The 19464-nt window shown below is 60.8% G+C and carries 21 protein-coding genes; 12 read left to right on the forward strand and 9 right to left on the reverse strand.

Annotation, left to right across the window (positions count from 1 at the left end; translation table 11 throughout):
* Positions 1-68 precede the first annotated feature (68 nt).
* Positions 69-383, reverse strand: a complete 315-nt coding sequence (locus QA642_RS12175; protein WP_283084882.1) for a co-chaperone GroES — start codon at positions 381-383, stop codon at positions 69-71.
* A gap of 730 nt (positions 384-1113) precedes the next feature.
* Between QA642_RS12175 and QA642_RS12180 the strand changes: the two genes are divergently transcribed.
* The 10 genes from QA642_RS12180 to QA642_RS12225 all read left to right on the forward strand — a co-directional run bounded on the left by QA642_RS12180 (position 1114) and on the right by QA642_RS12225 (position 8745).
* Positions 1114-1848 (forward strand): GntR family transcriptional regulator, encoded by a 735-nt coding sequence (locus tag QA642_RS12180; RefSeq protein ID WP_283084883.1) that lies wholly within the window; start codon positions 1114-1116, stop codon positions 1846-1848.
* A gap of 205 nt (positions 1849-2053) precedes the next feature.
* On the forward strand, positions 2054-2560 hold the full coding sequence (locus QA642_RS12185; RefSeq protein ID WP_283084884.1) for an ureidoglycolate lyase: 507 nt from the start codon (positions 2054-2056) through the stop codon (positions 2558-2560).
* Between the two features lie 12 nt (positions 2561-2572).
* On the forward strand, positions 2573-3493 hold the full coding sequence (locus tag QA642_RS12190) for an allantoinase PuuE (protein ID WP_283084885.1): 921 nt from the start codon (positions 2573-2575) through the stop codon (positions 3491-3493).
* A 20-nt stretch (positions 3494-3513) separates the two neighbouring features.
* On the forward strand, positions 3514-4386 hold the full coding sequence (locus QA642_RS12195) for a transporter substrate-binding domain-containing protein (RefSeq protein WP_283084886.1): 873 nt from the start codon (positions 3514-3516) through the stop codon (positions 4384-4386).
* Between the two features lie 54 nt (positions 4387-4440).
* Positions 4441-5112 (forward strand): amino acid ABC transporter permease, encoded by a 672-nt coding sequence (locus QA642_RS12200; RefSeq protein WP_283084887.1) that lies wholly within the window; start codon positions 4441-4443, stop codon positions 5110-5112.
* Between the two features lie 9 nt (positions 5113-5121).
* Positions 5122-5793, forward strand: a complete 672-nt coding sequence (locus QA642_RS12205) for an amino acid ABC transporter permease (RefSeq protein WP_283084888.1) — start codon at positions 5122-5124, stop codon at positions 5791-5793.
* 2 nt (positions 5794-5795) lie between these two features.
* Complete coding sequence (locus QA642_RS12210; protein ID WP_283084889.1) at positions 5796-6791, forward strand: NAD(P)-dependent oxidoreductase; 996 nt, start codon at positions 5796-5798, stop codon at positions 6789-6791.
* Positions 6788-7564: an SDR family oxidoreductase gene (locus tag QA642_RS12215; RefSeq protein WP_283084890.1), complete on the forward strand. Its 777-nt coding sequence runs from the start codon at positions 6788-6790 to the stop codon at positions 7562-7564. Before QA642_RS12210 ends, QA642_RS12215 begins: the two co-directional genes overlap by 4 nt.
* A gap of 15 nt (positions 7565-7579) precedes the next feature.
* Complete coding sequence (locus QA642_RS12220; RefSeq protein WP_283084891.1) at positions 7580-8350, forward strand: amino acid ABC transporter ATP-binding protein; 771 nt, start codon at positions 7580-7582, stop codon at positions 8348-8350.
* A gap of 119 nt (positions 8351-8469) precedes the next feature.
* Positions 8470-8745 (forward strand): hypothetical protein, encoded by a 276-nt coding sequence (locus QA642_RS12225; protein WP_283084892.1) that lies wholly within the window; start codon positions 8470-8472, stop codon positions 8743-8745.
* A 1504-nt stretch (positions 8746-10249) separates the two neighbouring features.
* On the opposite strand, the gene QA642_RS46490 is transcribed toward QA642_RS12225, so the two are convergent.
* On the reverse strand, positions 10250-10603 hold the full coding sequence (locus QA642_RS46490) for a hypothetical protein (protein WP_342739427.1): 354 nt from the start codon (positions 10601-10603) through the stop codon (positions 10250-10252).
* A gap of 40 nt (positions 10604-10643) precedes the next feature.
* On the opposite strand from QA642_RS46490, the gene QA642_RS12235 reads away from it, so the two are divergent.
* On the forward strand, positions 10644-10847 hold the full coding sequence (locus tag QA642_RS12235) for a hypothetical protein (RefSeq protein WP_283086862.1): 204 nt from the start codon (positions 10644-10646) through the stop codon (positions 10845-10847).
* Between the two features lie 546 nt (positions 10848-11393).
* On the opposite strand, the gene QA642_RS12240 is transcribed toward QA642_RS12235, so the two are convergent.
* From QA642_RS12240 to QA642_RS12250, 3 genes are all read right to left on the reverse strand, one after another.
* Positions 11394-12254 carry a carbohydrate ABC transporter permease gene (locus tag QA642_RS12240; protein ID WP_283086863.1) on the reverse strand — a complete coding sequence of 287 codons (861 nt, stop codon included), beginning with the start codon at positions 12252-12254 and terminating at the stop codon, positions 11394-11396.
* Positions 12255-12356: 102 nt separating this feature from the next.
* Positions 12357-13475, reverse strand: coding sequence for a sugar ABC transporter permease (locus QA642_RS12245; protein ID WP_283084893.1), 1119 nt, complete (start codon positions 13473-13475; stop codon positions 12357-12359).
* A gap of 93 nt (positions 13476-13568) precedes the next feature.
* A complete protein-coding gene (locus tag QA642_RS12250; protein WP_283084894.1) occupies positions 13569-15227 on the reverse strand; it encodes a sugar ABC transporter substrate-binding protein in 1659 nt (552 codons plus the stop codon).
* Between QA642_RS12250 and QA642_RS12255 the strand changes: the two genes are divergently transcribed.
* Positions 15210-15332, forward strand: a complete 123-nt coding sequence (locus tag QA642_RS12255; protein ID WP_283087164.1) for a hypothetical protein — start codon at positions 15210-15212, stop codon at positions 15330-15332. The two genes, QA642_RS12250 and QA642_RS12255, sit on opposite strands and share 18 nt — an antisense overlap.
* A gap of 240 nt (positions 15333-15572) precedes the next feature.
* On the opposite strand, the gene QA642_RS12260 is transcribed toward QA642_RS12255, so the two are convergent.
* From QA642_RS12260 to ugpC, 4 genes are all read right to left on the reverse strand, one after another.
* Positions 15573-16025 carry an RbsD/FucU family protein gene (locus QA642_RS12260; RefSeq protein WP_283084895.1) on the reverse strand — a complete coding sequence of 151 codons (453 nt, stop codon included), beginning with the start codon at positions 16023-16025 and terminating at the stop codon, positions 15573-15575.
* 294 nt (positions 16026-16319) lie between these two features.
* On the reverse strand, positions 16320-16835 hold the full coding sequence (locus QA642_RS12265) for an amidase family protein (RefSeq protein WP_283084896.1): 516 nt from the start codon (positions 16833-16835) through the stop codon (positions 16320-16322).
* A 30-nt stretch (positions 16836-16865) separates the two neighbouring features.
* Positions 16866-18335, reverse strand: coding sequence for a xylulokinase (gene xylB / locus QA642_RS12270; protein WP_283084897.1), 1470 nt, complete (start codon positions 18333-18335; stop codon positions 16866-16868).
* Positions 18336-18372: 37 nt separating this feature from the next.
* Positions 18373-19461: a sn-glycerol-3-phosphate ABC transporter ATP-binding protein UgpC gene (gene ugpC / locus QA642_RS12275; RefSeq protein WP_283084898.1), complete on the reverse strand. Its 1089-nt coding sequence runs from the start codon at positions 19459-19461 to the stop codon at positions 18373-18375.
* Between the last annotated feature and the right edge of the window lie 3 nt (positions 19462-19464).

The following is a 19464-nucleotide window of genomic DNA, read 5'->3' on the forward strand; positions in this document are numbered from 1 at the left end:
TTTACTTGCGTCTCACCCTTTGAGGCGCCGGCAGGCGCTCCTCAGGGGTAAGCGGCGCGAGCGGTGGACTAGGCGGCCTTCTTCTTGGAAGCCACCTCGGTGAGAACGCCCATGATGTCGCTCTCCTTCATGATCAGCAGTTCCTGGCCGTCGATCTTGACCTCGGTGCCTGACCACTTGCCGAACAGCGCGCGATCACCGACCTTCAAGTCGATCGGGATCAGCTTGCCGGCTTCGTCGCGGCCACCCGGGCCAACGGCGACGACTTCGCCCTGGGAGGGCTTTTCCTTGGCAGTGTCGGGAATGATGAGGCCGCCAGCGGTCTTCTCTTCTGCGTCGATGCGCTTGACCACGACGCGGTCGTGAAGGGGACGGAATTTCATGGTCTCCTCCTATTTTTTCGAGTTGCGTTATTTTCGATGAAATAGCAATCGAAGCCAGCGAGTGCTAACCACTCCGAAAGTAAGCTGGCTTGGCCGGCATACAAGACAAAACCACGAAGGATTGCACTAAGGACATAGGGGCCGTTAGCACGTGCGGTAAGCCATTGTTAAAGCCGAAAGATCCGCTGAATGCCAGCCGTGGTTGAGAGCGAAGAGTCTGGTCGACTCGTGAAGCGAATTTCGCGTTCCTCTCCCTACCGACTTGCCTGTGTCGAGGGCCGGAGGAGAGAGTTTGTTTCCGGTCTCTATCCCTCCAACAAAAAAAGCATTTGAAAACATGTGCGGCACTGCCGGGGACGGCTGATCGAGCAACGGTTATCTGAGACTGATGCTCTGCAAATTGGCGAGCGGACGGTCCCAGTGCCAATTTACTCAGCTAACACGCTGCCTGTGGCTGATCGTACATGCCAGCGGTATCCCATGCGGATACACCAGGTTCATCGCAAAGGCAGAGTCAAGACCGTCCGTCTTGCCTAACTCTTGCAAGCCATTCATTTCAGCAATATGCACGGTTCTTGCGCAGCAATTCCGGCGGAAGCATCCCGTCGCGGTGCAGCGGCAAGCGTCGGATGTCCCATCACGGTGCGGGATAAGCCGCGAACGCGAAGCACCTCGACAAGCCGCAGTTGCATGACTACCGATCTGCCAGACTGTCTCCCGAGGAATGAACGTGACGAAGTCGACCGCGCGCAAGCCAAAATCCGCAACAAACGTTCTGCGCGCGGCTGCGGCGGAGGCACCGAAGCGTCTGCGGTCGGATGGTAACGTCACCGAAACGACCTATCGGAAGCTTCTGGACTTGATTGAAACACGGCAACTTACGCCCGGCGAGGTCATCGAGGAGCGACGGCTTGCGCTTCGCCTCAAGGTGTCGCGCACTCCGCTACGTGCCGGAATCAGCCGTCTGCTCGGCGAGGGCAGGCTGGAGCAGCTTTCGAATGGCTCGGTGATCGTTCGCAACATCGGTATCGCCGAGCTCCTCGAGTTGATTCATCTGCGCCTCATTCTGGAAAGCGAGGCGGCCTCGCTTGCTGCAACGCGTATCGGCCTTGATGTGCTGCAACCGATCAAGGCTAGCCTGGAGAAGATCCTGTCCACCGCCGAGGTCACCAAAGCCAAGCACTGGACGCTGGATGACGAGATTCACGACCAGATTGCGAGCCACTGCGGCAACCGCTCTCTCGCCACGCTGATCGGAGAGACCCGCCGCAAGATCAGGATGTGCAATGTGGAGCGCCGTCCCGAGCGGTTGTTGCCCGCGTGTCGCGAACACCTCGCGATCGTCGATGCCATCATCAAGCGAGACGCAGTAGTGGCGCGCCACGCGATGATCCAGCATCTGACCAACGTCCGCCAGGGGATGTTGGAAACGTTCGGGATTTTCTTACCCGACAGCCACAGCTGAATGCCGCCGCTGTGAGTTCGCCGACCTGCGCTGGGCTGTTCGGGGTCCGCCGCATTCCGTCCCGGCCCTTACTCACGATTGCTGCCCTGCGAAGAGGTCACGGCTCGCGCCCTTGACACGGCGGTACCTCTAAGCTCCAATGGTATACCACTGGTATTACTAGCCGGTGAGTGTCGTCTGCATCGTTGGCTGTCCCAGAGCTTCAATGAATCATTCTCCTTCGTACACAGTGTCGCTCGAGCCGCTGTCCGCCGAGGCCTTTCGTCCTTTCGGCGACGTGGTTTCGCGCCCGACCGGTGAGCGACGGCGTTACCTTCCGACGATGCTGAACCGTGCCGACGAGGCGCAAACATTCTCGCTGTGGATCAGCGGCGCGGCCGCGGTCGGACAGCTCCCGCTGCGGCTGACCACGCTCGAGCGGCATCCTTATTCGGCGCAGACTTTCGTGCCGCTAGGTTCCACGCGCTATCTGGCCATCGTCTGCGCATCGACGCCGGACGGCGGTCCCGACCTGGCGACGCTGCGCGGATTCATCGCTGGCCCCGACCAGATCGTCACCTACGCACGCAATGTGTGGCATCATCCGATGACCGTGCTTGACGCCCCTATGGAATTCGCGGTGGCGATGGGTGTGACCGGCCAGCAGAACGATGATGTCTTCTTCGGTCCCGATGCCGCCGTCACCATCGTTATGCCGCCGGCAGGTTCGTAGAAGGTAATGGTCATGACCGCGCAAACCGACCAGGATCGCGATTTCGTCGGCTATGGACGCAATCCGCCGGATCCGAGATGGCCCGGCGCCGCTCGCGTCGCACTCAACATCTGCGTCAATTGCGAAGAAGGATCGGAGGCTTCGTTTGCCGATGGCGACGGCGTCACTGAGACGGCGCTGACGGAGGGCGGCGGGGGAGGCTTTGACGGGCGCGATCTCGCTGCGGAATCGATGTTCGAGTATGGTAGCCGCGTCGGTTTCTGGCGGCTGATCCGGTTGCTCTCCGAGCGCGGCATGACGGCCACCGTCATGGGGTGCGCCCTTGCGCTGGAGCGCAATCCGGAAGCGGCAGCGGCCATCCGCGAGCATCGATACGATGTGTGCGCCCATGGCTGGCGCTGGGAGCGGCATCAACATCTTGGCGAGGATGAGGAGCGCGAGCGGATCCGCAAGACAGTGGCAAGTCTGGCCCGGACGATCGGCGAGCGACCACTCGGTTGGTATTGCCGCTACGGCGCGGGAGTGAACACCCGCCGGCTGGTGGCCGAGGAGGGGGGCTTCCTCTACGATTCCGACGCCTACAATGACGAGTTGCCGTACTGGACCACGGTCGTCGGCAAGCCGCACCTGGTCGTCCCCTATGGTCTGGTCAACAACGACGCCAAGTTCATCCGTGGCGCGATGGCGACCGCCGACGATTTCTTCGTCTATCTGAAGGATGCCTTTGACATGCTCTATGCTGAAGGCGCGACCGCGCCGAAGATGATGTCGGTCGGCCTCCACACCCGGATCGTCGGCCATCCGGGCCGGGCCGCGGGCCTCGCGCGCTTTCTTGACCACGTCGCCACGCGTGACGCGGTGTGGGTGTGCCGACGCGCCGACATTGCCCGGCATTGGATTACCACCCATCCCGCACAACCCCGAAAGACTTGATCCATGGAAGGACCCGACCGATGACACTCCGATCGAAGTTTCTTGCAATCGCGCTGATCATGGCCGGGGTCCAGGTCGCGGGCTGGATCGAGGCTCATGCCCAGGAGGCAGATCACCCCTCCGACAAGCCGTTGGTTGTCGCGTCCGATTTCGGTGTCGCACCATGGATGGTGCGAGGCACGAACGGTCCTGAAGGCTTCGGCGTGGATCTGATCAACGAGATCGGCAAGGAACTCGGCCGTCCGAAGGTCGAGATCGTGGATATCAACTTCTCTGGACTCTTTGCGGCATTGTTTGCCAAGAGGGTCGAATTCCTGGTCAACCCGCTGAATCTGACAGCCGAACGCTCCGAGCGGATGCTCTATACGGAGCCGCTATTCACCACCGGAAACGGGTTTCTGGCTCGCACCGCCGACGAGATGAAGAGCTTTGACGATCTCAAGGGCAAGGCGGTGGCAGTGAACCGCGGCACCATCTCGGACACCTGGGCGACCGCGAATGCAGAGAAGTACGGATTCGAGGTGCAGCGCTATGACACCTTTCCGGACAGCGTGCAGGCCGTGCTGACTCGGCGCGCATTCACTGCGCTGAACGAAATCCCCACTACCGTGTATGCCGCCAGTCAGAACAAGACGATCAAGGTTGGCTACAAGGACTTCAATGGGCGCAACTTCGCTTATGCGTTCCGGCTGGAGGACGCCGAGTATCGTAACAAGGTCGAGAACGTGATCGAATGCATGAAACTCGACGGGCGGCTGCGCAAGCTGCACGAGAAGTGGTACGGGGCCGCTCCGGATGCCGGCTCGGCGATCGAGACAGTGTATTTCGGCTACGGGCCTCCCGGCTTCAAGGGCTTCGAACCCGCTGCCCACATTCCGGCCTGCAAGAAATAGAGGGCACCACAGCCGGATCGCAAGAGCGGTCCGGCGGCCACACGGTGACAGCCGATGGACCGTATTCTCGAGTACTATTTCAATCCGAAGGTCATCGCGCTCGCGTTTCCGAACGTACTAGCGGGCTTTCGCGTGACGGTTGCCGTCACGCTGCTGATTATTCTGTTTGGCATCGCGACGGGGCTGCTGCTGGCGTTGCTGCGTTGTGCCAACCTGCGGCCGTTGAATGCGTTGATCGTTGTTTACGTGGACGTACTGCGGACGCTGCCGCAACTCGTCATCATCGTGTTTATCTATTTCGGCCTGCCTTATGTGGGGCTCACCCTCTCGCCGTTCGTGACCACGGTGCTGTCGCTGGCGATGGTGCTGTCGGCGTTCAGCAGTGAGATATTCTGGTCGGCCATCATGGCGGTGCCCCGCGGACAGTGGGATGCCGCGAGCGCACTCGGGTTTGGGCGGGTGCGCACGTTGCTGCAGATCATCCTGCCTCAGGCCTTCCGGCTGTCGGTGCCGCTTCTGACCAACCGGGCGATCTCGATCAGCAAGGGCACTGCGCTGGGCACCGCCGTGTCGTTGCCGGAGACGCTGGGGCAGGCGCAGAGCGTGACTGCGATGGTCGCAAATCCCTCGCCACTGACGCTCGCCGCGGCCTTCTACGTGCTGTTTTTTCTGCCGCTCGTGGTCGCCAGCCGCTGGATCGAGTGGCGATCAGCGCAGGGACGATAAGGGAAGACTATGCAGGCGCTGCTGGACAATTTTGCCGACATCGACGCGCTGGTGCGGGTCTATCCGCTGCTGCTGCAGGGCGTACTTTACACCGTCACCCTGGCGTTGGTGGCTCTGCCGCTCGGCCTCCTGCTGGGCCTCTCTATCGCCGTGGCCTATAGTTTCCATCATCGCTGGCTGAACGTTGCCCTGCTGGTCTATATTGATGTCTTCCGGGCGTTTCCGGTGGTCGTGCTGCTGATTCTGGTGTTCTACGGCCTGCCGTTCCTCGGGTTGACCTTGGGCGGTTTTGCTGCCGCCGTTCTTGCGATCGTGCTCAACAACTCCGGCTACTATGGCGAGATTTTTCGCGCGGGCATCGAGTCCGTGTCTCGCGGCCAGTACGAGGCGGCGCGCGCGCTGGGCTTCAGGCCTTTGCATGTCGTGCTCTACATTGTCCTGCCGCAGGCCGTACGCAATGTGCTGGCCCCGCTGGCCAGCAATTCACTGGAGCTGGTCAAGACCACCTCGATCGGTGCGCTGGTCGCTTTGCCCGAGCTGCTGCGCTCGGCGCGTGTCGCTCAGGAGCAGACCTATAATCCGACGCCGCTGATGGCGGCTGCGGTGATCTTCTTCGTCTTGCTGTATCCGATTGCGCGTTGGGTCGCGCGTCTGGAGCGGCAGGCCCTGGCGGCACGGTAGTCATGGCCACGCTGATCACGGGTGGTGCCGGATTCATCGGACTTGCGCTGGCAGAGCATTTGCTCGCGGCAGGCCAGCGCGTCGTACTGTTCGACTTACCGGCGGCTCCGACGGAGCTGATGGCGCGCCCCGAGCTTGCGGGCGCGGTCTATGTCAGCGGCGATGTTACTGACGAGGCCGATCTCGACGCTGCGCTCGCGACCGCGCCCATCGACTGCGTGATTCACGCGGCCGCCGTGACGCCGAATGAGCAGCGTGAACGCACGGATGCTCGCCGGATTGTCGATGTCAATGTCGGCGGTACCGTCAACCTGATGGAGCGCGCGATCGCGCGTGGCGGAATCCGGCGTATCGTTGTGGTGAGTTCTGTTGCCGTCTACGGTTTTTCTGCTCCGACCGTGTCCGGCTGTTTTGAGGAGGCGATCAGCCATCCGGCGCCCTCCGCACTCTACGGTATCAGCAAGCTTGCGGCGGAACAGGCGGCGATCAGGATCGCGCATCTCCACCGCTGCGACACACGAATCGTCCGACTCGGTCCGGTCTATGGTCCTTGGGAATTGCCAACCCCAGTGCGAGATGCGCTCAGCCCGCACCACCAGGTCCTGCAGGCACTACGGTCTGGTCACGAGGCGGTGCTACCGCGTGCGATGCGCGCCGACTGGATCTACTCGCGTGATGCCGCCGCCGGTATCGCTGCAGTCGCCATGGGTATGGCCCTCGGCCATGCGGTCTATCACGTCGGTGGCGGCTGCATGTCAGACCTGCAGGACTGGTGCCGCGCGCTCTCAAGCCGCTTTCCGGATTTCCGTTGGCGCTGCGCCGAGCCGGGCGAGACTGCAGGCATCCGCTACAACCTTCCCGTTGACCGCGCGCCGCTGAGCGTTGCGCGTCTCCTGCGCGACACCGGGTTCAACCCTGCCTATCCCGTGGACACGGCGGCAGCGGATTATCTGTCCTGGATGGGTCTCGACGGCCCTGCATCGAGAGGCGTGTCATGACGGGCCGGTTATTCGGCAAGTCCATCGTGATCACCGGCGCCTCGTCTGGAATCGGGCGCGCCATCGCATGCCGGTTTGCAGCCGAAGGCGCGCGGCTGGTTCTCGCCGATGTCACCACCGATGTTCGCGAGGGGGGCGTGCCGACCATCGATCGGCTGCGGGCGGACGGCTACGAGGTAGAGTTCATTCGAACTGATGTGTCCTGCGAAACCGATGCGGAGCAGGCGATTGCGTTCGCCGTGGAGAAGTTTGGCCGGCTCGACGGTCTCATTAACAATGCGGCCATCGGCATCGGCAAGCCGTTACTCGAGATCAGCCTTGCGGAGTGGAGCCGGGCATTTGCTGTCAATCTCACTGGCGTCTTTCTGATGAGCAAGGCAGCGGTTGCGACGATGCTGAGGCAGGAGGTGCGCAACGACGTGCGCGGCCGTATTGTCAATATCTCGTCTCAGCACGGCATGATCGCCTGTCCGGAGGATATCGCCTATGGCACTTCGAAGGCTGGCGTCGTCTACATCACCCGGCAAATTGCCGCCGATTATGCGCGAGATCACGTCATCTGTAACGCGGTGGCGCCCGGCAAGATCGTGACGGGCAAGCCGGGGCGCGCCGCAGAAACACGCTGGATGGACTATTCACGCAGTCGCACGCCGATGCCGCGCTTGGGTGCGCCCGACGATGTGGCTGGGGCCGCGCTTTTTCTGGCCTCGGACGATGCAACCTTCATCACTGGTGAGAACATTCTCGTCGATGGCGGTTGGATGGCCGCGTGAGCCCTGGAGATCTCGATGATGAGCAAGCCTGATTTGACAGTTGCCGCCATAGCCGCGCCAATCATCGAGATGACTGGTGTGAGCAAGTGGTACGGTAGTAGTCAGGTGCTGAAGGGTATCAACTTCCGTGTCGCGCGCGGCGAGCGCGTCGTGGTCTGCGGTCCGTCTGGGTCCGGAAAATCGACCATGATTCGTTGCATCAATCGGCTCGAAGAGCACCGCGATGGCAAAATCATCGTCAACGGCGTTGAGCTAGATCACACCACGAAAAATGTGGACGTGGTGCGCCGCGATGTCGGAATGGTGTTCCAGCAGTTCAACCTGTTTCCGCATCTCACCGTGCTGCAGAATTTGATGATCGCGCCGGTCAAGATCCGCAAGGTGCCAAAGCCGGAAGCCGAAGCGACGGCACGGCAGTATCTGGCGCGGGTCCGGATCGCCGAGCAAGCGGACAAGTACCCAAGCCAGCTCTCGGGCGGGCAGCAGCAACGCGTTGCGATTGCGCGGGCGCTCTGCATGAAGCCGAAGGTCATGCTGTTCGACGAGCCAACGTCGGCTCTGGATCCAGAGATGGTCCAGGAGGTGCTCGACGTGATGGTCTCACTCGCGCGCGAAGGGATGACGATGGTGTGTGTTACCCACGAGATGGGCTTTGCGCGAAGCGTTGCGGATAGGGTGGTGTTCATGGACGCTGGCGCGATTATTGAAGAGGGCCTGCCTCATCAGTTTTTTTCGGACCCTAGGCACGAGCGCACCCGTGCGTTCCTGAAGCAAATCATGCACTAGGGTTGAGTCCACAGTCGAAGGGACCGACGCGGAAAATGGTTGGGTTCGCTGCCAGAGCGGAGTAGTAGGCTAACCATGCGTTGGTTCTTAAATCCATCCTTCCGTCCTGCATAGCGGTAATGATTGAAGAACTAAATCTCGAAGATTGGGCCTGGCAACTTTCGACCGAAGTGTACCGTCTCAATCTGTATAGCCATCTTACGGGACAAGCAGAGCTAAATCGTTTATCGGTCACCGAAGAAGAGTTGGCTGGCGCAATCCGCGACAGTTTCACTCAAGTGAACGAGGCCGCCTACCGCGAAATCGTCAAGTTGGCGACGGAGGCGGCGCTCGAGACCTACGATCGGGTCGTATCGTCCACCATCAAACGGTTGCGCGTCCGGCTACGCGGCTGAACTTACCTCTTTGCGCGCTCGGAAAATCCCAGGCTCAACTCGATAGCGCACGTTACGATTGCTGCGTGTCGCGGCCGGTTTACGGCTCGGACTGCGGCGGCTTCACTTGATTTTGTTCGACGAGACTTCGTTTTCATAGTTTTGATAGGAACCGCCAGCAGATCCTTTACACGGCCCAGTCCATTGGTCGAGAACGGTTGGCGGTCGTCAGACGAACCAACCGAGCAAGATTGCTGGTCGTGAATTCGCGCGCCAAAGGCGGCATCCATGCGCTGCGGGGAAGCCGGCCGGCTGCCTCGAAAGCACAGACATCCAGCTGCCGGGTCGGCGTCAAGCGTACGAGTTAACCATCAACTTCGATCCAATTTTAATAAGACAACAGGACTCTTGTTAATATGAGCCGAGCAAATCAACGTTGCAGATGTTGCCGTTTTCCGGACGTCGGCGGGACCGGGAAGCTGACTCATGGAGCGCGATCGCAGTCGCTGCGGTCGTTCAACCGGGCCGCGCGGCTGTCATTTGATGGAATTCGTGGGGCGCATCCTTGCGTGGTGCGCGACATAAACGCCCTGGGGGCCCCGTGTGTCCACGCCGTACTACATATTTGCGAATGAGTTTGTGCTGTCGTTCGAAGGCCATTCCGGAATCTTCATCTGCCGCGTCGTGTGGAGAAAGGCGACGCTTTGCGGCGTTTCCTTTCCACTGCGTCGTCGCTCGCCGAAATTGGCGAACGATTCTGGTGACCCCGCAAAAGTGGTGCGACTTGTTCGCCAGATCGTGTGCCGTTAGGACGGGCCTGGCTTGGAAGTGTCGGCGCCCCTCCTTGCGTGCTGACGAGCCTTCGATTGGACCGGCCCCTTCCGCTGTTGGCACTACGGCGAGGAAAGAAGACTTCCGGAAACAAGCAGACGCTCGGTAACCTCTTCTCTGTGGATTGCGCGCGCAAACTTATAGATTTGCAGCTTTCAGTCGTGCGCACCCAAATCGAAAGTGCTTCTCTGTATTGGGGAGAGAGGCCGATCGATGACCCAGTTCAATTCTGTTTTGGTCGCGGTTGCTCTGGCGCTTACTGCCTACTTTGGCGTAGCCGCTTGGAAAGCCACTGCAGATGATCGCCGCGATCGGACTTTTATTCATAGGATGGAACTACCTGCGGCGCTAACGCAACAGTAGCCGAGTAACGTGCATCGGCCATCATTTGTGAGCAGTCAGGGTATCTCAGCCCGGCTAGGATCGCAGCGATGGCTAGACGGAAACCGATCTTACCTATCGATGTTTTGCTGATAGTTGCGATCAACGTTGTCGTCGCGGTTGTGGTCTATTACTTGATCGTACTTTGGGGATTTATGGAGGGCTGAGGCAACAATCGGACAGCCGGGTGGGCCTGCCAACCTCAACGAGACTGGCTCGCGTGTAGCGCCTTCGCCTCGTCTCAAGGCGCGCGCATCCAGACATCGCAAGCCTCGACAGCGCGGTGAGAGAGTATTGAGGGTGCCGTTTGTGTTCAAACTGAGTTCGTCCGTACCTTGGCATCCCGCAAGCGCCGAACGTAGTAGCCTTGTCTCTCAACGGCCAATCTAATCTCGTCGCTGACCCTAGAAACTCTTTTTTTGCTCTTCCGCCATTTGATCGATGGATCAAGTGCCGGGATCGGAGAGCCTTTGCTTAAGACGAGAAAATCACGTTTACGATTGAAATAGATTTCAAACATCTTTACCCCCGACCACCAACTCAATGTCTCGGATGCTGCACGGCCGATTGATGTGCAGCGCGGTAAAAATTGCCGTCGAAATTCAAATCCAGAAACGATTTGACGCAAGCCCGCTCCGCTGTGAATAGCGGGGATGATGCTGCGCAATTATTTCTCCAGCAAGATTTTATGCTTGTATGTTGTTCGCATGCCACGCTCACACACCAGTTCTCTTCTTGATGCATACGAACTCGCGATTGACGAGGTCGTCGCCGCTTGTGATGGTGACGTGCGCGGCGCGCTTAGGGCATTGATGCTTGTCAATGAGCAGCTAGAGCAACGATTGGAGCGGATGAGCGCTCAATTGGATGATCAGTCAGAGAACCATCAGCCCCGCGGCTCGCTCCACTGACACAATCTTTCTGGGTCGGCGCGCGTATGCCTTTATAGCATATCACGACGACCACTTCCGGCGTCCGTGTTGCGCTCGATAGGCGTCGGATGGTCAGATGCACGTTGGACCCCGTTCGCTTTCAAGCACGCGGGTATTAAAGCCCTCTATATCGCCTAGGCTTGCCAGGTTGCAAAACGGCGACAAGAAGTAATGGTTCCTCCGCGCGTGTTCTCAGTTGTGTTCGAAAAAAATGGAACGCGGCTGGTGTCGCGAAATTCGTCAATACCCTTCGACTTTCGCATCGACTCCAGCTGGAGTGCGACGACCAGCTTAGTCATGTTGTACCGTAGCGTTGTCGGGCGGGACGCGGTCGAATTGACGGTGGAGGGCTGCTATTCAGCGTAAGGGTGAAGAATGCTGATTGAGGGGGTCCAAAACTTCTCATGACCACCGGCCGCCGAATGGGCTCGCCGCGCCCGCCAATATCGTCCGTTAGCGAAAACGATGTCGACTGGATCGCAAGCGGAATCACGCATCTGGCGGATCACCGCCTCGAGGCCCCGGCTACTTTCCAGCCCCGGTAGTCAAGCCGCTGACGATGTAGCGCTCAAGGAAAATGCCGACCAAGACGAGTGGTGCGATCGCCGCCGTCGACAGAGCCGCCATCGACCACCAATTGATGCCTTGCGAGCCAGTCTGACTCGCCACCATAACGGGGAGTGTTTTCGCGTCGGTGCTCGTCAACAGCGCCGCGAAGAAATATTCGTTCCAGCATAGCACCAGCGAGAGAACGAATGCGGCCATCATTCCGGGAGCCGCGAGCGGCAGAATGATCCGTAGGAAAGCGCCCCAGATCGACAGACCGTCCACGAAGGCAGCTTCGTCGAGCTCGATCGGAATCGCATTGAATTGATCGCGCATGATCCAGATGACGAGTGGCAGCACGGTCAGCGTGTAGAGCAAGACGAGGCCAAGTCGCGTGTCGAGTAGGGCCAATGCCTTGTAGAGGACGAGGAACGGCAACGCAAGCACGACCGGCGGCAGGATCAACTGGGACATGAAGAAGAACAGGATGTCATCGTTGCGCATCCAGGCGAACTTGTAGCGGAAGCGGCTCAAGCCGTAGGCCGCCAGAGACCCGAGGATCAGTGCCAGCAAGGATGCACCGACGGACGTGATGATGCTGTTGACGAAGCGATTGACGAATTCGGAGCGGGCCGTCGAGGTCCCGAACAGTGTATCTGGCGACAGGCCGAGCGAGCGCCACCCCTTCCAGTCCGGCTGAAAATCGACCCAGGGAACCAGGTGGGCTTGCGTCACATCGACTGCCGATTTGAACGACGTCGTAACGGTCCAGTAGATCGGGAACAGGCAGATGAACGTCCAGAACACGAGTGCAGCGTAGATCAGCATGCGGCCTAACATCCGCTTGGCGCGGGGGGGCGCCGGATGCCTCCGGATGAGCTTCGATGCCTGGGTCGATCGCGCCAAGTTGAGCAGCTCCGTTTGGAAGTGACTTTCCGCGCCCTAGACGACTTTCTGCGTCCAGCGCTTCGACAGGCGCAGCAGGACGGTCAGGATCACGATGATCATCAGCAGGTAAACCATAGCGAGCGCCGTGCCGTATCCGACATTCGATCGGTCGCGGTAGACGCGGTAGATGAAGCTCGACACCGTGTCGGTTGCTCCGCCCGGGCCTCCCGCGGTGACGTTGATCACGATATCGGCGAGCTTGAGCTTGAAAATGATGCGGATGATGAGGACGGTGATGCTAACCGGCAGCATGATCGGAAAGGTGACGTGCCAGAACGACTGCCAGCCATTCGCACCGTCGACCTTGGCCGCCTCCTGTACCTCCTTCGGCATGGCCTGGAGGCCTGCGAGAAGGATAATCATGATGAAGGGGATCGACACCCATGCATCCATCGCCTGGATGCTGAAGCGCGCCATCCACGGCGAGGCGAAGAACGCTGGATTGTCCCATCCGAGATAGCGCGCCAGCGTCGCCATAGGTCCGAAGCGATACTCCAAAAGCGACTTGCCGATCATCCAGCTGACGGCGACAGGGCTGAGCATCATCGGCAGCAGGAAGACCACGCGGAAGAATTTTCGCGCGCGGATCTCAGCGCTAAGAAGCAGCGCCAGCCCGAACGCGATTGCGTATTCGCCGAGCACCGCGACCGTGTAAAAGACCATGTTACCGAGCGCATTCCAGTAATAGGTGTCGTTCAGCATGCCCCTGACGTTGTCGAAGCCGCTGAAGCGCGGGCCTTCGATCGAGCTCAGATTCCAGTCGAGCGAGGCGATATAGATCCCGAAGATCGTCGGGAAGATCACGACGGCGACGGTGAAGAACACCGCCGGCAGCAGGAACAGCGCGCGCTGGCCACGCTCGCCACGAGTCAGAACTTGTCCGACGCCAAATGCAACGGCCCAGACGAGATAGGCGATGAGGATCGGCCGCCAATCGGAAAATCCGGCAGTCATCGTGCCGGTCGTGTGCAAGACCTGAATGAAGAGAACAAGCAGGAAGCCGAGCGACGCCAGCAGTATAAGCGCGCGGCCGGCGACCGCCCTGCTGCCGGATACGCGCTTCGTCGCTGGCCGGTGGTGCAGGTCGTCGCTAACGGGTACGGAATTCTGCATCGAGATGAGCCGCATTCTGAGTCGGTTATTGTCGCCGGGCAAGTTTTCGGCTGGCGCCGGAGGCGCCAGCCGATGGCATCGCGCAGGTGCCCGCTACACGCCGAGAGAGGCCTTGTAGAGCCCGATCTGCCGCTCGCGGCCGATCTGGTCGGTCAGTTTTTCCCAAGCGGCCGCGATGTTGTTGGCGCCCGTCTGCGCGTCAACCTTGCCGGCGAAGATTTTGGTGAGCTCGTCTTCCGCGATGCTGTAGTACTGAAAAATGCCGGGAATGCGCGGCTCCACGGCGCGGTTCGGATGATTGTAGGAGGCGAGCTGCGAGTTCAAGTAGGAGGTGATGTATTTGCGGTCGTAGCCCGCCGCCACCCATTCGTCGTACTGGAAATGGCTGGTGCGGTGGGCCTGGAAGCCCGAAGGATACATCACCATCCAGAGCGACAGGTCCTTGCCGCCAAGGTGTGCGGCAGCGCTCCACGCCGCCTTGTGCTTCTTCTCGTCTCCATTGACTCGCGCCATGACGTAAACGCCCCAGCCGAGATAGGCGCAATTTGGCGCATGGTTCGGGCCGCTTGCGAGCTTGTCCCATTGCCCGGTCTTGGAGTTGTAGACATCGTCTGAGCCCGGCAGGATGTCAAAGCCGACAACGTCTCCGACCACAGAGGTGTCGCTCGCCTTCGCCACCTGGCCGATGTCGCCCCACCAGGGGATCATCGAGCCGATGCCAGCCAGGAATTGTTGGAAGCCGGTCGTGTTTGGATCGGCGTTGAGCTGGTCAGCAGGCTCGAACGGCAGTGCGTCGATGACGTCCTGGATCGCGCGAACCCAGGCCGGATTGTTGATACGCGGCTTCATCGTGTCGATGTCGAACAGCCAGGCCTTGTCGTCGGGATGCTTGGCATAGGCCGAGGCGCGGCTGCCGAGGAAATAGAAGCCGAACCCGCCCCAAGGCTTTGGCGCGTCGAGATAACCGAACGCGTTCTGGTTCTTGATCTTCTTGCCCTTGAGGAACTTCGTCACCGCCTGCACCTGCTGCCAGGTCTTCGGCACTCCCCATTCGGTCGAGTTGCCCGCGTCTTTCCAGGCCTTGGCGAGGGCTGCGTCGGAGAAGACGTCGGTCCGGTAGTTGAAGTTGTGGCAGTCGCCATCGATCGTGACGCGATAAGTCTTGCCGTTCCAGGTTCCGACCGGCGGCTTCAGGTAATCAACGTAGTCGTCGACATCGATCTGCTTCTTGACCCAGTCGGGCATCTCCGACGCCAGTCCCTTGCCGCAGACGTCGCCTTCGAAGGGCGCGCCCATCTCCAGGATGTCGAAGTCGACAGTGCTGGTCGCGATCGCCTGCTGCAAGCGCGGGTTGTAGTCCGCCTGCGCGAGATCGATCCAGGAGATTTTTGCACCCGTATATGCCTCCCATGGTTTGAGGAAGCCGCGGAAGAGGAGATTGTGCAGGTTCTGATTGTTGAGCCCCATGAAGGAGAGTTCGACGCCCTTGAACTCGCCTTCCTTGATGCTCGCCTTGGTCGGGCCGAGGCAGAGCTCGCCGACTTTCTGCCAGTCGGCGTCCGTCGGCGCGCCCTTGCCGATGCCCGGGATTTGGGTGATCTGCGCGCGCAGATTGGCTTGCGCAAGCGCAAGCTCCGAGAACGTGCCGAGCGCGCCACTCGTGCCCAACGCTGCGGCGCTAGCCGCACCTTTCAGCACAGTACGCCGGTTCGGCTGAATTACGGAATGCCGATCATGATCCTGCTGTTTCACCGCGGTACCCTCCCTTTTGACTTTCTTGACGCGAAGTCTGAATCGCCGGAGCACATCGAGGCAGTTGCGCCCGCGGAGTTCGGTGTCGTCGTGATGGAGGCATAGAGGCCGCGTCGAGTATGCAACGGCTCACTCGAAAGTCAACGAAAGCAAGCGAGTCTGAAGCTCTGTACGATGTCGACGTGAACGACGATGACAGCCGTCGATGATGCCGCGCCGCAAGATGGATGATCAGCCGAGACGACGTGCAGCGTCGAAGGCGTTCGCGGCGAGCGCGAATGGGTTGGGTTCCGGACGGCACCGGCGTCATATTATGCCGGACGCATGTGCACCGCCAGAACTCGATCAGGCGTCGGGCGGGATGACGCCCTTCTTGAAGATGAAGCAGCCGTAGAAGCGCCTTTCGCCGGTCTGGATCACACAATAGGATTTCTTGGCGAGTTCATAAAAGGCAAATCGCTCGACCGACCCCATAGGAAACGAGCGTCCTTCCGCTGCATCGATCGCGGCCTGCACTTCGCGCTGCACTTCAGGTATTTCGCCGGGCTGGCCGACGATCTCCATGCGAGACGCCGGCTTGTCGACAAAACTGTCGAGGGGCAGCACCGACAGGATCGCGCGCGCGGCGCGTCCGGCGCTGGCATTGTCGATGCGCAACAGGCGGCCCAGGACGGTCTGGCGGGCGACGGAGTCGGCGGGGAAATTGGTGTCGCAGAGGACGAGATCGTCGCCGTGCCCCATTGACCGCAGGGCATAGAGTACGTCTGCATTGAGAAGAGGGTCGATCGATTTCAGCATGTATCCTCCTTTAACGCGATCACGACTTCTTCGATTGATTTGGACTATCCGACGTCGCGGCACCGTCGTCTATACCGACGTTGGCAAATGCCCAGCTCGGAGCGTCGTCAGCGATCGGCGGTCAATTGCCGCCGGTAGCGTTCGGCGTCCCGATTCAAAAGGGCTTGCTCGTTCTCGACCGACAGGTAGCTGATCTCGGAACGAGAGGCAGGCGGCCCGTCACGAGCGCGAGACAGGTCAACATGGCCTCGCCGGGACTGGCGTCCGCCCGAATGACGGCGCCAATGCCTGGAATCAGCGTGCAAAAGGGGCGAGCGCAGTCCAACGGCGCTGGCATGCATTGTCATGGCAGTCAGGTCCTGGCCTTCCGCCAATATTGGTAGACCCGGTCCTAAAAAAACGACGTGGTCCGGGTACAGCGAGCCGCTTGTCCGCAATCGCACAGCTGAAGCGGCCGGTGGCGATGCTGTGGCAGAGAGGATTGGCCGGCAGGCGATAGTCCGTGCCTGAGCATATGCTGCAAAGTGCTTGATCATCCACCGCCGAGGGGCGGCGAGGGGCTAGCGAGAGGCGCTCTTCAACCTCATGGACCTGAGCTTCCGCCTCGTCGCAGTCTGCTGCGCCAACCACGAGACCGTGATTGCCGAGGATCAAGACATCGATCGGGTTCAGCGCGATGATCGCTGTCGTTGGCATGTTCTCGACGTCGATATTGTCCTCGATGCCGAATGGCACGCCAAGGAGCGGCAGGGCTTCACCTTCCTCCGTTCGCCGCACAAGGGCATGAGCCTCGGCCAGCGCTTCTTCCAATTGACCGGGAATCTACAGATCGAGGTGAGGCTAGGATTTTCGACGATATAGCTCCCGCACGCGTGCTGCGCGTTCGCGGAGCAGGGCATCGTTGGTGCGGTCGGGCGAAAACGTCGTGCGGATCGTCGGTTTGACGCAGGCCTCTTGCTCGGGCACGCCGGCCGCGATCATTCCCAGCCGCGCGGCACCGAAGGCTGCGCCGAGTTCGGCGCCTTGCGGTAGGTCGAGCGTGAGGCCCGTGGCATCTGCAAGGAGCTGGGCCCAGTAGAGACTGCGCGATCCACCGCCGACCATCATGCAGGAGGTCGGTGCGGCGCCGGCTTCGACGAGCACATCCAGGCAATCGCGCAGGGCAAAGGCGACGCCTTCGATGACGGCATAGACCATTGCCTCGGGACCGTGATCGACCGTTAATCCGCCGAACGCCGCAGTCGCATGAGGATCGTTGTGCGGGGTCCGTTCCCCGGTTAGATAGGGCAGAAACACCGGTGCGTGCGCTCGTCGTCTTGAATCGGAGGCGAAGCGCTCGACGCGCGCAAGAAGTCCCTTGGTATCGCCACCGGCGCCGGTGATCGCGGCGATCCATGACAACGCTGATGCCGCGGAGAGCGCAACGACCATTCCGTGCCAGCGATCAGGCAGTGCGTGGCAAAAGGCATGCAACGTCCGCTCCGGCAATGCGGCCGGACGGTTGGTAACTGCGAAGATGACACCCGACGTCCCGAGCGACAGGAAGCCGTCGCCGGCACGAGCCGCGCCGACGCCGACGGCTGAGCAGGCGTTGTCGCCGCCGCCTCCCGCGATCAGAACATTGCAACCGGCAAGTCCCCAGTCGGCCGCGACCTGCGGCGAGAGACAGGCGGAGACCGCCGAGCCCTCGACGAGGTATGGCATCTGTGCTTCTTTCAGGCCGCAGGCGGCAAGCAGCGTTGCATCCCAACGGCGCTGGGCGACGTTGAGCCAGAGAGTGCCGGCGCTGTCCGACATTTCGGAGGCATATTCGCCGGAGAGACGAAAGCGTACGTAATCCTTCGGCAGGAGGATCTTCGCCGTTTTCGCAAAGATGTCGGGTTCGTGCTTCGCTACCCAAAGCAGCTTCGGGGCCGTGAAGCCCGGCATCGTGGTGTTCAGGGAACGCGTCGTGAAGTCCGCAACCGACTCCAGCAGTTCACTGCATTCGAGCCCGGCTCGACCGTCGTTCCACAAGATGCAGGGGCGCAGGGCCTTGCCGGTCGCGTCGAGCAGTGTCGCGCCATGCTGCTGGCCTGACAGGCCGATGGAGGTAAGCGCGCTCCACTCGCGCGGTGCAGCGGTTCGCACGGTGCCGACGGCGGTCTGTGCGGCGCTCCACCAACTCTCCGGATCCTGCTCGGACCACAGCGGCTGAGGTCGGCTCACGTCGAGCGGTGCAGAGCCCTCGGCGATGAAGTTCTGCCGGGAGTCGATCAGGACTGCCTTGACCGAGGAGGTGCCGATGTCGATACCGAGATGGCTGGTCACGTCAGCATCCTGTGCTTGTATGTGTATGCCTGTCCGATCAGATTGCGATGCCGCTCGCCGCGTCGAACAAGTAGATCTGGCCCGAAGCGAGGCCGACCGGGAGCGCGGCGCCCCGTCCGATCGACGGCCGTCCTTGTACGAGGATGGTGATCTGCGGCGCATCGGGTGCGGTGGCATAGACCTGGGTATGGCCGCCGAGATTTTCCGAGAAATCGGCAGTGAGATTCAGGATGGGATTCGGCCCGCCGATCACGAGATTGTCCGGCCGCAGTCCGACGGTGACAGGCGTACCTGCAGCGAGCGCGCATTTCGGCGCGCGTCCGATGCTCAGGGTTCCTCCGGCGAAGGCGGGATGCGAGACCGAGATCGCGTGGTCGCTCACGGCTGCGACCTTCGCTTCGATGAAATTCATCTTGGGCGAGCCGATGAAGCCGGCGACGAAGCGGTTCGCAGGTCTGTCGTAGAGCTCGCTCGGCGAGCCGACCTGTTCGATCTGGCCCGCGCGCAACACGACGATACGGTCGGCGAGCGTCATCGCCTCGACCTGGTCGTGTGTCACGTAGACCATGGCTACGCCGAGCTCGCGATGCAGCTTGGCGATTTCGACCCGCATCTGCGAGCGCAATTCGGCGTCGAGGTTGGACAGTGGCTCGTCGAACAGGAACAGCTTCGGATGGCGCACAATGGCACGGCCGATCGCAACGCGTTGCCGTTGGCCGCCGGAGAGCTGGCGGGGTTTGCGCGACAGCAGGGGACCTATTTGAAGGATGGACGCGGCTTCGTCTACGCGCGCCTTGATCTTGTCGGCGGGCATCTTCGCCATCTTCAGGCCGAACGCGATGTTGTCGAACACCGTCATGTGCGGATAGAGCGCGTAGGACTGGAACACCATCGAGACTTCGCGATCGGCCGGCGCGAGCCCCGTGACGATCCGGCCGTCGATCGAGACATCGCCCGCTGAAATTTCCTCGAGACCCGCGATCATACGTAGCAGCGTCGATTTTCCGCAGCCCGACGGGCCGACGAAGACGACGAACTCGCCATTCTCGGCCTCGAGACTGACCCCGTGGACCACAGTCAAGGAGCCAAAGCGCTTTACGACGTTGTCGAGCTTAAGGAATGACATGGC

This window comes from Bradyrhizobium sp. CB2312, assembly GCF_029714425.1.
In the GTDB taxonomy this organism is placed as follows: Bacteria; Pseudomonadota; Alphaproteobacteria; order Rhizobiales; family Xanthobacteraceae; genus Bradyrhizobium.

Bases quoted from the DNA above. Each gene is read 5' to 3' on its own strand.
- QA642_RS12240 (WP_283086863.1), bottom strand. From the start codon at position 12,254: ATGTTAGGCCGCATGCTGATCTACGCTGCACTCGTGTTCTGGACGTTC.
- QA642_RS12260 (WP_283084895.1), bottom strand. From the start codon at position 16,025: ATGCTGAAATCGATCGACCCTCTTCTCAATGCAGACGTACTCTATGCC.
- QA642_RS12210 (WP_283084889.1), top strand. From the start codon at position 5,796: ATGGCCACGCTGATCACGGGTGGTGCCGGATTCATCGGACTTGCGCTG.
- QA642_RS12200 (WP_283084887.1), top strand. From the start codon at position 4,441: ATGGACCGTATTCTCGAGTACTATTTCAATCCGAAGGTCATCGCGCTC.
- QA642_RS12235 (WP_283086862.1), top strand. From the start codon at position 10,644: ATGCCACGCTCACACACCAGTTCTCTTCTTGATGCATACGAACTCGCG.
- QA642_RS12175 (WP_283084882.1), bottom strand. From the start codon at position 383: ATGAAATTCCGTCCCCTTCACGACCGCGTCGTGGTCAAGCGCATCGAC.
- QA642_RS12190 (WP_283084885.1), top strand. From the start codon at position 2,573: ATGACCGCGCAAACCGACCAGGATCGCGATTTCGTCGGCTATGGACGC.
- QA642_RS12220 (WP_283084891.1), top strand. From the start codon at position 7,580: ATGATGAGCAAGCCTGATTTGACAGTTGCCGCCATAGCCGCGCCAATC.
- QA642_RS12215 (WP_283084890.1), top strand. From the start codon at position 6,788: ATGACGGGCCGGTTATTCGGCAAGTCCATCGTGATCACCGGCGCCTCG.
- QA642_RS12195 (WP_283084886.1), top strand. From the start codon at position 3,514: ATGACACTCCGATCGAAGTTTCTTGCAATCGCGCTGATCATGGCCGGG.
- QA642_RS12185 (WP_283084884.1), top strand. From the start codon at position 2,054: ATGAATCATTCTCCTTCGTACACAGTGTCGCTCGAGCCGCTGTCCGCC.
- QA642_RS12225 (WP_283084892.1), top strand. From the start codon at position 8,470: ATGATTGAAGAACTAAATCTCGAAGATTGGGCCTGGCAACTTTCGACC.
- QA642_RS12205 (WP_283084888.1), top strand. From the start codon at position 5,122: ATGCAGGCGCTGCTGGACAATTTTGCCGACATCGACGCGCTGGTGCGG.
- ugpC (WP_283084898.1), bottom strand. From the start codon at position 19,461: ATGTCATTCCTTAAGCTCGACAACGTCGTAAAGCGCTTTGGCTCCTTG.
- QA642_RS12245 (WP_283084893.1), bottom strand. From the start codon at position 13,475: ATGCAGAATTCCGTACCCGTTAGCGACGACCTGCACCACCGGCCAGCG.
- QA642_RS12255 (WP_283087164.1), top strand. From the start codon at position 15,210: ATGATCCTGCTGTTTCACCGCGGTACCCTCCCTTTTGACTTTCTTGAC.